Consider the following 14,601-nt stretch of genomic DNA (forward strand, 5'->3'; position numbering starts at 1 on the left):
TTGCTCTTGCTTTTTCTTCGTCTCTTCTAGCGCCTCCTATGCATGCATCGAACTTAAACTCTTCTATTGCGTCTAAAAGTGTTGTGGTTTGCAATACATTTCTACTAGAGTATTTTCCAGATTCTTCTCTTACCTTTCCTTGGTCTATAGAGTCTTGAACATTTCTAACAATTAATTCTAAATCTAATTCTTTAACTAGTCGATCTCGAAATGCTATAGTTTCTGGGAAATTATGTCCTGTATCTATATGCATTAAAGGAAATGGAATTTTTGCTGGGTAAAATGCTTTTTGAGCCAACCTCACTAAAGTTATTGAGTCTTTTCCTCCTGAAAACAGGAGTACTGGTCTTTCAAATTGGGCAGCTACTTCTCTTATTATATAAATAGCTTCATTTTCTAACGGGTTTATACTTGCTGTATCTTTCATCTTTTTTTATGCGTGTAAACCGCACTCTCTATTTTCTAGTTGTTTTGTTGGATCGTAATATTTAAATTCATTTGGCAGCTTATGTGTTTCTAGATACTTATCTAACTCTTCATCTGTATAGTTATAAAACGGACTCACTTTAAGCACTCCATTTTTGTCCTGAGATATTATATTTATACTGTCTCTAAAAGAGGTTTGGCCTCTACGCAAGTTTGTAAACCAAACATCTGGTTTATGATCTTCCATTGCTCTTTTAAAGGGTTCTAGCTTAACTTGTTCGGTAAAAATTTTATGGTTTGATTCTTCTACACTTGGTATTCCTAAAACAACATCTCTGTGTGCTGTTGTTTGTTTAGGTACATATAGTTTTATATTGAGGTTTAATTGTTTTATAAGTACTTCTGCATGTTTATAGGTATTTGGGGTATTATATCCTGTATCGCACCAAATGACTTTTATGTCTTTTTTTACAGCACTCGTTATATTTAAAATTGCTGCTTCGTAAGGTCTAAAGTTTGTAGTTACTATAGGTTTTTTAGCAAAACCAATTGCCCATTGTACTATTTGTAAAGGTGTTTTACTTTCTAGTGTTTTATTTACTTTATCTATATCTAACGTCATTATTTCCCCCATTTTATTTTATTCCATGCACGTTCATGAAAGAAGTACAACACTAATTTTGATATTAATTCTATAACGCCTATTGAAAACGCTAATGCCAAAGTGCCCGTTATTATGTAAGAGATTACAACTGTAGCTATGGTTCCCACAACTCGCCAACTAATTGTTTTTACTAGACTTCTCTTTAATTTTTCTTCTGAGATATTTTTTTTCACTTCTACATCTCTATTCATTTCTAAAGCAGTATTCATATTATAAAATATTTTAATTCCTATTTACCCTATCAACTTACTAGGATAATGATGCAAACATATAAATTATACTTATATAAACCTAAGGTTTAGTAAAAAAGCATTGTTAAAAATTTATAAATCTGCTAAATCTGCTAATGTTGTATTTCTGAAAATCTCTAATGAGTTATCTCTTACCTGAATCATTAAACGATGTACTGCACATGCATTTTCATCTGGACAGTCGTCACATTTTTCATAAAAATTTAAACTCACACATGGCACCATTGCTATTGGTCCTTCTAAAACCCGCATTACATTAGCCATATTAATTTCTTTAGGTTCTTTTAGCAGGTAATATCCTCCTCCTTTACCTTTTTTAGAGCCTAAAAGCCCATTTTTACGTAGTGTTAGCAAAATACTTTCTAAAAATTTAAGGGAGATACTTTCTTCTTTAGAAATGGTTGCGATTTGAACTGGCGTTCTATCTTCTTGTTTCGCTAAATATACAATAGCCTTTATTCCGTATTTTGTTTTCTTTGAAAGCATACGGACAAAATTAATACTTTTTAACGACTTAAAACAATTGAGTCGCAATTGCTTTAATATTATCACTTTTCCCCATAGAGTAATAATGTAATACAGGAATGCCTTTCTTTTTTAAAGCTTTAGATTGCTCTATACACCATTCTATCCCAACTTGTCTTACTTGCTTATTGTCTTTACATTTAATAATGTCTTGTATTAAAGCTTCTGGTAAATCTACATGAAAGCGGTGTGGTAATAAGTTTAACTGCTTTTTTGTTGCTATTGGTTTTAAGCCTGGAATTATTGGTACAGTAATGCCTTCTGCTCTACATTTATCTACAAAATCGAAATACTTTTGATTATCAAAAAACATTTGAGTGACGATATACTCTGCTCCATTTTTTATTTTCTTTTTTAAAAAATGAATGTCACTGTCTAGACTAGGTGCTTCCATATGCTTTTCTGGATATGCACCTACACCTATGCAAAAATCGGTAGGGGAACAGTTTTGTAATTCTTCATCTAAATACGTAGATTTATTTAAGTCTGAAATTTGCGAGACTAGTTCGCTGGCATAACTGTGCCCTTCTTTTTCTGGTGTAAAATAGGTTTCATTTTTTACTGCATCTCCACGCAGAGCCATAACATTATCTATTCCTAAAAAATCTAAATCTATTAAAAAGTTTTCTGTATCTTCTTTTGTAAATCCGCCACATAATATATGAGGAATGGCATCTACACTGTACTTATTTTGAATGGCTGCACATATACCAACCGTTCCTGGGCGCTTTTTTACAATTTGCTTTTTAAGTAATCCGTTTCCAAAATCTTTGTATATGTATTCTTCTCTATGGTATGTTACATCTATAAATGGAGGATTAAACTCCATTAATGGGTCTATATTATCAAAAATAGACTGAATATTCTGTCCTTTTAAAGGGGGTAAAATCTCAAACGAAAATTGTGTTTTCCCGTTTGCTTGTTTTATATGTTCTGTGACTTTCATATTTATATTCGCTTGCGCGTACTCTTTTTTTTAGTTTTAAATAAGGTAAGCGACTATTAAAGCTAATGTGGTTAACAATAGTATTTGTAGTACAAACCTTATTTCTAATTTGTGCTTTTTCATTTAACTTGTACGTTCTTTGCTAGGTCCCTACCAAATTGGGGTTTAACCATTTTCTAGCCATAGCGTCTGTTACTGCTCTTCTCTTAGCGTAATCTTTTAATTGGTCCTCTTTAATTTTTCCTAACCCAAAATATTTTGCTTCTTTATTTCCAAAATAATAACCGCTAACACTAGCTGCTGGCCACATGGCTAAACTTTCGGTTAGTTTTACACCTATGGTTTCTTCTACTTTTAATAGTTTCCAAATTGTTGTTTTTTCTAAATGGTCTGGACAAGCTGGATAGCCTGGCGCTGGCCTAATACCTTTATAGTTTTCTTTTATTAACTCGTTATTTGTAAGGTTTTCATTTTGGTCATAGCCCCAATGTTTGGTTCTTACTTCTTTGTGTAAATATTCTGCAAAAGCTTCTGCTAATCGATCGGCCAATGCTTTTATCATAATAGAATTATAATCGTCATTTTCTTTTTCAAATTGATCTGCCAGTGCTTTGGTTCCAAAGCCTGTACTAACACAAAAGGCGCCTATATAATCTTGAATACCTGTTTCTTTTGGCGCTATAAAATCTGCTAATGCATGGTTAGGTACTCCTTCTCGCTTTTTAAGTTGTTGACGAAGTGTTAAAAATTTATATTGCTCTTTTTCTTCTTCTTCATATTTTTCAACTTCAATATCATCATCATTTACTGTATTGGCTGGAAATAATCCGAAAACAGCTTTTGCTTTTAATAGCTTTTCGTTAAATACTTTTTTAAGTAGTTCTTGTGCATCTGCAAATAATTCTGTGGCTTGCTTTCCCACAATTTCATCTTTTAAGATGTCTGGGTACTTGCCATGTAGATCCCAACTTCTAAAAAACGGTGACCAATCTATATAGGCCTCTAGCTTGTTAATGTTAAATTCCTGAATGGATTGAATGCCTATTGTTTTGGGTTTTACAATTTCGGTTGTATTCCAATCTATTTTATATTTTCTTTTTCTTGCTTCTTCTATTGAGATATAGGTTTTAGTTTTGCCTCTTTTTAAAAATTTATCCCGAAACTCATCATAGTTTTTTTTCAACTCAACAACATAGGCATTTGCTGTTTTTTTATTTAATAAATCGCCAACAACGGTTACTGCTCTAGAGGCATCATTTACATGTACTACTGCATTTTTATATTGTGTATCTATTTTTACAGCTGTATGTGCTTTGGATGTAGTTGCGCCTCCTATTAATAACGGCACTGAAAAGTTTTCTCTCTCCATTTCTTTTGCCAAATACACCATTTCATCTAGCGATGGTGTTATTAATCCACTCAATCCAATAATGTCTACATTTTCTTTTATAGCGGTTTCAATAATTTTTTCTGGCGGTACCATAACACCTAAATCTACGATCTCGTAATTATTACATCCTAAAACTACACTTACTATATTTTTCCCTATATCGTGTACGTCTCCTTTTACGGTAGCCATTAAAACTTTACCTAAGGCTTGTTGTTTTTCTCCTTTTTCGGCTTCTATAAAAGGGTTTAGGTAGGCCACCGCTTTTTTCATAACTCTTGCAGATTTTACTACTTGTGGTAAAAACATTTTACCGCTTCCAAATAAATCTCCTACCACATTCATTCCTGTCATTAAATGGCCTTCTATTACATGAAGTGGTCTTTCTGCATTTTTACGCGCTTCTTCTGCATCTTCTACTATATAGGTATCTATTCCTTTTACTAAGGCATGTGTTATTCTTTCTTGCAGGGGCAGATTCCTCCATTCTAAAACCTTTTCATCATCTTCTTTTACCTTTCCTTTTACGGTTTCGGAAAACTCTAATAAGCGTTCTGTGGCATCTTCTCGTCTATCTAAAATAACATCTTCTATATATTCTAATAAGTCTTTAGGGATATCATCATACACTTCTAACATGGTAGGGTTAACAATCCCTATATTCATTCCGGCTTGAATGGCATAGTATAAAAACACAGAGTGCATTGCTTCGCGCACTGTATTATTTCCTCTAAATGAAAACGATACATTACTAACGCCTCCACTTACGCTTACATGTGGTAAATTTTCGCGTACCCAGCGAGTTGCTTCTATAAAATCTATAGCATTTTTTCTGTGCTCCTCCATTCCTGTTGCTACAGGAAAAATATTTAAATCGAAAATAATGTCTTCAGTAGCAAAACCTACTTTATCTACTAATACTCTGTATGATCGTTCTGCAATCTCAATTCTACGCTGGTAATTATCTGCTTGCCCGACCTCATCAAAAGCCATCACTATAACAGCGGCCCCATAGCGTTTTATTTGTGTTGCTTCCCAAATAAACTTGTCTTCTCCTTCTTTTAAGCTTATAGAGTTTACAACACATTTTCCTTGTACTACTTGCAATCCTGCTTCAATAATTTCCCATTTAGAGCTATCTATCATTATGGGTACTCGGCAAATATCTGGTTCGGCTGCTATTAAATTTAAAAAACGAACCATGGCTTCTTTTCCATCAATTAAGCCATCATCCATATTAATATCGATAATTTGCGCTCCTCCTTCTACTTGATGGCGTGCTATAGCTAATGCCTCATCAAATTTCTCTTCTTTTATTAAGCGTAAAAATTTACGGGATCCTGCTACATTAGTACGCTCTCCTACATTTATAAAATTACTTTCTGGCGTAATTATCAATGGTTCTAAACCTGATAATTTTAAATATCTAACATCGTCCATTACCTTCCTATTTGTCTTGGCTTATATTTAGCGGCCAAATCTGCAATTGCCGAAATATGTTCTGGTGTTGTACCACAGCAACCTCCTATAATATTTATTAAATCCTTCTCTAGGTATGCTTCTATTTGCTTTGCCATTTCTTCTGCTGTTTCATCATACTCTCCAAAAGCATTGGGTAGTCCTGCGTTGGGGTGTGCTGAAACAGCAAATTTTGTTTTAGAGGCTATAGCTTCTAAGTGTGGTTGTAATAAATTGGCTCCCAATGCACAATTAAATCCAACAGATAATAGAGGGATATGGGATATAGATATTAAAAAAGCTTCTGCTGTTTGCCCAGATAGTGTTCTACCACTCGCATCTGTAATTGTTCCGCTTAGCATTACGGGCACTTCTATTTTACGTTCGTCTTTAACTTCTTCTATAGCAAACAAAGCAGCTTTTGCATTTAGTGTATCGAATACTGTTTCTACTAATAATATATCTGCTCCGCCATCTAGTAATGCTTCTATTTGCTGTTTATAGGCTATTCTTAATTCATTAAATGTTACTGCTCTATAGCCTGGGTCGTTAACATCTGGCGACATACTGGCTGTTCTGTTGGTAGGGCCAATACTTCCTGCTACGTAACGTGGTTTTTCAGGTGTTTTCTTTGTAAATTCATTAGCGACTTGTTTTGCTATTTTTGCGGATTCGTAGTTTAACTCGTATACCAAGTCTTCCATATCGTAATCTGCCATAGCAATGGTAGTTCCAGAAAAGGTATTGGTTTCTATAATATCTGCTCCTGCTTCAAAATACTGTTTATGAATTTCTGCAATGGCTTGCGGTTGTGTTAAAGACAACAAATCATTGTTACCTTGTAAGGGTGTTGGATAGTCTTTAAACCGTTCGCCACGAAAATCTTCTTCTGTAAAATTATAGCGTTGCAACATAGTCCCCATAGCACCATCTAACACTAATATTCTTTTTTTTATGTCCTCGTTTATAGTACTCATTCCTTATTTGTATTTAATTTAAAACACCGCTTTTACCTTACTAATGTTCTAATGCTTGTTTTAAATCATTAATAATATCATCTACATGTTCTAAGCCTACTGAGACTCTAACTAATCCTCCTGTTATTCCTGTTTGTAATCTATCTTCTTCAGATAGTTTTGCATGTGTTGTAGAGGCTGGATGTGTTACTATCGTTCTGGTGTCTCCTAAGTTTGCAGATAACGATAACAACTTAATAGCGTTTAAAAATCGTCGTCCTGCACTAACACCTCCTTTTACTTCAAAAGCAACAACATTACCTCCTAACTTCATTTGTTTTTTTGCTAATTTGTATTGCGGGTGCGACTTTAAAAATGGATATTTTACTAGGTTTACTTTATCATGACTTTCTAAAAAAGTCGCCACTTTTAATGCATTTTCACAATGCTTGTCTACTCTAACCGGTAGGGTCTCTAAACTTTTGGATAATACCCAAGCATTAAATGGTGATAATGCTGGCCCTGTATTTCTAGAAAATAAATAGATTTGCTGTATTAAATCTGCTTTACCAACGGTTACTCCTCCAAGAACTCTGCCTTGTCCATCTATTAGTTTTGTTGCAGAGTGTATTACTAAATCTGCTCCAAATTTTATGGGTTGTTGTAAATAGGGTGTTGCAAAACAGTTATCTATTATTAGTATTAAATTATGCTTTTTTGCTATCTGTCCTAATCGTTCTAAATCTAATATGTCTACTGCTGGATTTGTTGGACTTTCAGCATATAGCACTTTTGTATTAGTTTGTATTAAGCTTTCTATTTTATCTATTTCATCCAACTTGAAATAACTTGTAGAAATGTTCCATTTTGGCAATATATTATTGTACATGGTTTGTGTTGAACCAAATACATTTCGTGAGGACACAATATGGTCTCCTGAATTTAATAATGCTGCAAAGGTTGAAAATACTGCAGACATACCCGTTGCAAATGCATAACCACGTTCGGCACCCTCCATTTTGCAAATTTTTTCTATAAACTCTGTAGTATTAGGGTTAGAGTAACGGCTATAAATATTACGTTCTTTTTCGTCTGCAAAAGAGGCTCTCATGTCTTCTGCGTCTTCAAAAACGTAACTAGAGGTTAAGTATAACGGATTAGAATGTTCTAAGTATTGTGATCGCTCTATTTGTGTGCGTATGGCTTGGGTTTCAATATTTTTAGTGCTCATGGTTTTTAGTTGTTTTTTTCTGTTAATCGTAAAACATCTCCAAAAACGCCTCTAGCTGTTACTAATGCGCCTGCGCCTGCGCCTTGAATTACAATAGGGTTTTCGCCATAACTTTCTGTATATATTTCGAAAATAGAATCGGCTCCTTTTAAGGCACCTAATGGTGATTGTTTTGGCACAGACACTAATTTCACGTCTAACTTCGCTCCTTTTTCGTCTGCTAAATCTCCATGTAAGTCTCCTATATATCGTAATACATGATTATCTTTTTGTGCTTCTTTTTTGTCTTGAAAAACAGTATTCATCTCTTCAAACGATTGTAAAAAGGCTTCTGTTTCTATAGTTCTTAATTGTTCTGGGATTAAATTTTCTATAGTAACATCACTCAATTCGTTATGTAAATCCAATTCTCTTGCTAGAATTAAAAGTTTTCTAGCCACATCGTTACCACTTAAATCTTCTCTTGGATTGGGTTCTGTGTAGCCTTTATCTAAGGCTTGTTGTAACACTGTAGAAAAGGGGATATTTTCAGCTGAAAATGTATTAAACAAGTAACTTAATGAGCCTGAAAACACCCCTCTAATTCTTACAATATTTTCTCCTGATAGATGTAGTAATTTTATGGTATCTATTAATGGTAAACCCGCACCTACATTGGTTTCGTATAAATACGATTTTTGGTGCTTAGCTAAGGTTTCTCTTAATGTTTTATAAAAGTTGAAATCTATTGTATTTGCTATTTTATTAGAGGATACTAGATCGAAACCTTCTTCTACTAATTGTATATAGTTGGATACAAATTCTAGACTTGATGTATTATCTATTGCTATTAAATTCTCTAAATGATTTGCTTTTGCATACGCATATACATCTTGTATTGTATAGTTTTGGCCTTGTGTTTCTACTTCCTCTTTCCAATGTTCTGTAATTCCATTTTTATTAAAAATGGCTTTTTTAGAATTGGCTATTGCAAAAATATTAAGCTTTACTCCTTTTCGTTTTTCTATTTCGTTAGCAGAATTTATTATTTGATTAATTAAAGCTGTGCCTACCAAACCATGTCCAAAAATGGCTAAGTTTATTTTTTTAGAAATTCCAAAAATCTCTCCATGTATTACATTTACTGCTTTATGTAATTGTGCTTTTTTAACCACTATACTTACGTTTTCTCCTGTAACTGTATTATTAAATAATAGTGGTGTTACTTGGTTTTTTATAAGCGCATTAAAGGGTTTATGAAACGTACTTAGCTCTTGCCCCACAATAGAGACTACAGACACGTCGTCTATAACACTAATTTTATTAATGTCTTGAGAGTAAAAATCGTTTTCAAACTCTTGTTCTAGTGCAATAACTGCTTTAGCTGCTTTTTTAGCGTCTATAACTAAGCCTATACCGCGTTCTGAAGAGCCTTGAGATATTATACTTACACTAATATTTTGAGCGCTTAATGCTTTAAAAATTCTAGCGTCTACCCCTACCTTGCCCAATAATCCTCGTCCTTCTATGTTTATTAATGCAACATTGTCTAGTACCGATAAAGAACGGATTCCCTTAGAATTACTTTTTGAGGTTATAATGGTTCCTTTATCTTCTGGGTTAAATGTATTTAATATACGAAGTGGAATATTTTTTTCTATTAATGGAATAATCGTTTTAGCATGTAATATTGTTGTTCCAAAATTGGCTAGTTCATTAGCTTCTGTAAACGATAATCGCTCAATTTTTTTTGCATCTGGTACTAAATCTGGATTGGCTGTATAAATACCATTTACGTGTGTATAATTTTGCAACTCTTCTGCGTCTAGATAGTTTGCTAATAACGATGCTGTGTAGTTACTTCCATTACGTCCTAAGGTTGTTGTTTTATTATCTTTATTAGAGGCTATAAAGCCTGTAACAATGTTTACCGTTGTTCCATTATTTTGCTTAAAATAATCGACAACATTTTTTTTAGACACCCCTTCTATTGGTTTTGCATTGCCATAGTTATCATCTGTTTTTATTAATGTTCTAGCGTCTGTTGCTTTGGCATTTATATTTTTACTTCTTAGTAATGCAGAAATTAACTTTGCAGAAATTAACTCGCCTTGTGCCAAAACCTCATCTTTAATTTTCTGGCTATAGTCGCCTAATAATTGTACGCCTTCAAACAAACTATCTAATCTGGAAAACTCATTAGATAAATCTGTATTGGCTAATAAATTCTGGTAGTTTTTAAAGGCTTCTAATTGTTCTAGATAATTTTCGTTTTCTACTGCTTTTTCTAAAATTAACTCCAGTTCGTCTGTAGCTTTTCCTCTAGCAGAAACAACAACCGCTATTTTTTCGTTGTCTTTTACTTTATTTTCTATAATAGAAATTACTCGGTTTAAACCTTCTCCATTGGCTAAAGATTTACCTCCAAATTTTAATATTTTCATTTTTCTCTCTTTTGAGTTTGCTCTAAAAATGGGAGCTATAATTTTTTCAAGTTGTTCAAACTCTATTAAAAAAGCATCATGCCCATGTATAGAATTTATCTCATTATAAGTTACGTTAGTATGTGTTAAGGCTAATTGTTTTTGCGTTTCTCTATTTTCTTCTGCTGTAAAAAACAAATCGGAATCAACCGCTATAATGGTTATTTTAGATTGAATAGTGTCTAAAACATTTGCATTTGCACCTCTGTCTTTAGTGACATCTATTGTTCTTAACAATTGATTCATTAGTTTATAGGCAGACAGTTGAAAGCGTTCTTGTAGTTTTTTACCATGGTGTAGCAACCAACTTTCTACATTAAAAATTTGTAGTACTTCATTTTTAGAGCGTTGAAAACGATGTTTAAACGATTCTGGTGTTCTATAACATAGCATAGCATGCATTCTAGCATCATGAACGGGGTTACTAGAGTTTACTAAAAACTGTTCTTGTATTTGGCAATTTGCCATTAACCAATCGGTAGATTTCCAATCGGTAGCCACAACAATTAAATGTGTTGCCAAATCTGGTTTTAACACCGCCATTTCCCATGCTATACCTCCTCCTAACGAACCTCCTATTATAGCAAAAAGCTTTGTAATTTTTAAGTGCTCTAATCCTAGAAGAAATATTTTAGCAATATCTCTTGCTACAAATGCTTTATAGTTGTCTATAATAAAACCATCGTAACCATTACCAGGAATATTAAATGCTAAAACGGTGTACTTATTAGTATCTATAACTTTATTTGCTCCTACTAACTCGGTCCACCACCCGCCTTTTCCTGCAACATTACTATTACCTGTTAGTGCATGGTTTACTAGTACTATTGGTGCGCTAAATAATGGCTGCCCAAAACATTGATAAGAGAGCTTAAGGGTTGCCATAATATCTCCGTTTTGGGTACCAAAATCTGTTAGTGTTATGTGTTTTAAATTATCCATTATCTATTAGAAGTGTGCCGTATTATAGAGCCATACGCCCTCAGGATAGGACGCATGACTCTAATCAATCAACATTAACTAAGATTCTTGTACGTTAAAATTTAAACCAGAACAGGTTTTTTAACTTTAGAAAAGGCTTCTTTTAAATCGGCTTTTAAATCTTCAATATTTTCTATACCTACAGAGAGACGAATTAAATCTTTTGTAACACCTGTAGTTTCTTGTGCTTCGTCACTTAATTGTTGATGTGTTGTACTTGCTGGGTGAATAATTAATGACTTTGTATCTCCAATATTTGCTAGTAGTGAAAATAATTTTGTGGAGTCTACTACTTTTTTTGCCGATTCGTAACCACCATCTAACCCAAAAGTAACAATACCACTTTGTCCATTAGGCAAATATTTTCTTGCTAAGTTTTTATATTTACTGGTTTCCAACCCTGGGTAATTTACCCATAGCACTTCGGGTTGTTCTTGCAACCATTTTGCTAGCGTTAATGCATTGGTACTATGCTTTTTAATACGTAGTTCTAATGTTTCTAATCCTTGAATAATTTGAAACGCATTAAATGGACTCAATGCCCCGCCGTAATCTCTTAAGCCTTCTATTCTTACTTTTGCTATAAATGCTGCGGCTCCTATGGTTTCGTTATAAATTAACCCATGGTATCCAGCAGAGGGTTCTGTAAATTCTGGGAATTTACCATTTGCCCAATCAAACGTTCCTGCGTCTATAATAACACCGCCAAGTGCTGTACCATTTCCGTTAATGTATTTTGTTAAGGAGTGGATAACAATATTTGCACCATACGCTATTGGGTTTAATAAATACGGTGTTGCCACTGTATTATCTACAATTAATGGTACTTTGTAAGCTTTTGCTTCTTTAGATATAGCTTCTATATCTAACACATCTAGTTTAGGATTCCCTAGAGATTCTATAAAAAATACTCTTGTATTTTCTTGAGCTGCTGTTTTAAAATTTCCTGGGTTTGAAGGGTCTACAAATGTTGTGGTTATACCATGTCTTGGTAAAGTTACATTAAGTAAATTGTAGGTTCCGCCATACAAACTATTAGAAGCTACAATATGGTCCCCTGCCTTTAACAATGTTAGTAGTGTTGTTGCTATTGCAGAGGTTCCAGAAGCTGTTGCTACTGCTGCAATACCGCCTTCTAACGCCGCCAAACGTTGCTCTAAAATATCGTTTGTTGGGTTGTTAATTCTAGTATAAATGTTTCCTGGCTCTGCCAAAGCAAATAGATTTGCTGCATGGTCCGAGTCGTTAAACACGTATGCTGTAGATTGGTAAATAGGAACGGCTCTTGTTCCTGCATTTAGGTTGACATCATGTCCTGCGTGCAACGCTTTCGTTGCAAATTTTTGTGTACTCATTTTTCTAAGTTTTTGAGTTAATGATAAATTAAAACAAAAGCCAAATAAGCCTAGTTAAAGGCATACTTAATAGAAAAATGTTATAAGAAATTGCATAATTACAAATGAGTAATTATGTTGGGTTATCTATCTTAAATTAACGATAAATGAATCGCTACTTTAAGTAGAATTTAGCACCTACTTAATTGCTTAAGGGTTGCTAAGGCTTCAACGGGTCTATTCCCTCCACCTTTCTTGATAACATTTCAATATAGTTATTGAACTTTGTGAGTGCAAATATTGTAAAAAATATTTCTTACCTCCAAACAAAAACCGAAAAATTTTCAGAATAAAATTGAAAACTCAAAATAAACAGAAATAAAAACTACAAAAATAAATTATTACAAAATATATTTCATAACAACTATCGCGTTATCAATTAAAATAAAGTTATACTTTTTGGTAAACACAAAACAACGACACTTATTTTTTACTTTCTAAATATTTCGCTCTTATAATTTGGTCTACTGGTGTATTTTCTATTTTACTTTCTAGCCACGATATAATATCTAGATACAAAAAGGCTCTCCCCTCGTAAGGTCTATTTTCATATACTTTTAGTTTTTTTAGTAACACTTTAAAGGCCTTTTTTATATCGTGCGGGTACACATCCTGTAGCCCTCGAATAAATTTTATCATCTCTTTTTGCACCTCGTGCAAATCGTTCATTTTAATTAAAAACTTATAAGTACTTCGCAATAAAGCTTCTAAATGGTAGTCTAGTCCAGCTTCGTAATGTGCTACAAGGTTTAGTACTCTAGAAAAACACAATAAATCCTCTCGCATTGTTAGGGTTTTATTAGAGATAATTTTATCCAAATAGTCTATAGTTTTTCTATTATTTCCAGATCCAAAATGTAAGCTTGCAAACTTATAGTAGAATATCATTGTATGGTGTTCGTCTATTCTGTTTTTATAGCAGATTAAATCGGCTTCCATTTTTGGTATTAATTCTAAGCCTTCCTTAAAAGTCCCATCTATAAAGTGTAAATTAATTTTATTTAAATTAATATATAAAAAAGCTAAAGCTTCTACATTTTCATTTTTAGGCAAAGTGTTCTCTACAGTTATAAGCTCTAGTTGTTGTAGCACCTCTTTAAACTTGTCTCTATTTTTTAAGAAAAATAAAGCTTCTAATAAGTAGTTGTTTCCTTTTAGAAAGAATACTGGGTTTAAATGAATCATGTCTGGGTATTCATAAAATAAATTAACCCATTTAGAGGCATACTTATAACTATTTAAAAAATCTTGCATTAAAAGGCTGTACCACAAATAAGCATTATACAACCACAGTTTTTCTCTAAACCCAAGCGTCTTTATATTGTATTTTGGTAACCTTTCATTAAAATAATTTTTAACCCAAAGGCTCTCCTCCTCGTTCTTTACATACCCTGTTTTTAATAATAATCCATATAATTGTAGTGATAGGTTAGACAGTTTACTAGACATAACATTAGCCGCACTAAGCTCTTTTGCTTGTATGGTAAGTTCGTCTGCTCTATTGCTTATACTTCTAGTAATGTATTGCGACTCTATTACTTTTTCGAGTTCTACAATCTCGTACGCTAAATTCTTTTCTTCGTTAATTATGGCCAGATCTTTAGCTTTATCTAAAATTTTTAAACTTTGTTTATAAAGTCCTTTATGGTATAAAATAGAGGCAAAATCGAGTTGCTCTCTAATTTGAGAACGTACATTTTGATGCGATGGCGTTAACTTTAAACTAATTAAAATTTGTTTGTATAAATGCGCTTTTACATTGGCTAACTGTTGTTTTTTAACTGCTGTAGATTTTAAAATAGCTGCTTCATCATAGGTTGCCATTTTATCTAAAACATTAAAAACACTTAAAAATTTAGAGTCAGAATTCACTCCTAACCGACCAACATACAACTTAAATTGTCGTTTTTCGGATTTGGT

11 protein-coding genes and 1 riboswitch are annotated in these 14,601 nt (G+C 33.1%); all 11 genes read right to left on the reverse strand.

Annotated features, from left to right (window positions below):
- On the reverse strand, positions 1–427 hold a 427-nt coding region (gene cysD / locus ACVC2P_RS03270; protein WP_452597057.1), incomplete at its 3' end, for a sulfate adenylyltransferase subunit CysD.
- A 6-nt stretch (positions 428–433) separates the two neighbouring features.
- Positions 434–1,060, reverse strand: a complete 627-nt coding sequence (locus ACVC2P_RS03275) for a phosphoadenosine phosphosulfate reductase domain-containing protein (protein WP_452597058.1) — start codon at positions 1,058–1,060, stop codon at positions 434–436.
- A complete protein-coding gene (locus ACVC2P_RS03280; protein ID WP_452597059.1) occupies positions 1,048–1,299 on the reverse strand; it encodes a DUF2061 domain-containing protein in 252 nt (83 codons plus the stop codon). Before ACVC2P_RS03280 ends, ACVC2P_RS03275 begins: the two co-directional genes overlap by 13 nt.
- A gap of 114 nt (positions 1,300–1,413) precedes the next feature.
- On the reverse strand, positions 1,414–1,827 hold the full coding sequence (locus ACVC2P_RS03285; RefSeq protein WP_452597060.1) for an RrF2 family transcriptional regulator: 414 nt from the start codon (positions 1,825–1,827) through the stop codon (positions 1,414–1,416).
- A gap of 28 nt (positions 1,828–1,855) precedes the next feature.
- Positions 1,856–2,812: a methylenetetrahydrofolate reductase [NAD(P)H] gene (gene metF, locus ACVC2P_RS03290; protein WP_452597061.1), complete on the reverse strand. Its 957-nt coding sequence runs from the start codon at positions 2,810–2,812 to the stop codon at positions 1,856–1,858.
- Positions 2,813–2,954: 142 nt separating this feature from the next.
- Positions 2,955–5,639, reverse strand: coding sequence for a methionine synthase (metH, locus tag ACVC2P_RS03295; RefSeq protein WP_452597062.1), 2,685 nt, complete (start codon positions 5,637–5,639; stop codon positions 2,955–2,957).
- Positions 5,639–6,634, reverse strand: coding sequence for a homocysteine S-methyltransferase family protein (locus tag ACVC2P_RS03300; RefSeq protein WP_452597063.1), 996 nt, complete (start codon positions 6,632–6,634; stop codon positions 5,639–5,641). Before ACVC2P_RS03300 ends, metH begins: the two co-directional genes overlap by 1 nt.
- 40 nt (positions 6,635–6,674) lie before the next feature.
- Positions 6,675–7,844, reverse strand: a complete 1,170-nt coding sequence (locus ACVC2P_RS03305; RefSeq protein ID WP_452597064.1) for a trans-sulfuration enzyme family protein — start codon at positions 7,842–7,844, stop codon at positions 6,675–6,677.
- Between the two features lie 5 nt (positions 7,845–7,849).
- Positions 7,850–11,248 (reverse strand): bifunctional aspartate kinase/homoserine dehydrogenase I, encoded by a 3,399-nt coding sequence (gene thrA / locus ACVC2P_RS03310; RefSeq protein WP_452597065.1) that lies wholly within the window; start codon positions 11,246–11,248, stop codon positions 7,850–7,852.
- Positions 11,249–11,349: 101 nt separating this feature from the next.
- Complete coding sequence (locus ACVC2P_RS03315) at positions 11,350–12,642, reverse strand: O-acetylhomoserine aminocarboxypropyltransferase/cysteine synthase family protein (protein ID WP_452597066.1); 1,293 nt, start codon at positions 12,640–12,642, stop codon at positions 11,350–11,352.
- A gap of 119 nt (positions 12,643–12,761) precedes the next feature.
- A riboswitch (SAM riboswitch) is annotated at positions 12,762–12,886 on the reverse strand.
- 218 nt (positions 12,887–13,104) lie between these two features.
- Positions 13,105–14,601, reverse strand: a 1,497-nt coding sequence (locus ACVC2P_RS03320) for a hypothetical protein (RefSeq protein WP_452597067.1), incomplete at its 5' end; no start/stop codon positions are given.

The organism is Pontimicrobium sp. MEBiC01747 (genome assembly GCF_053601635.1).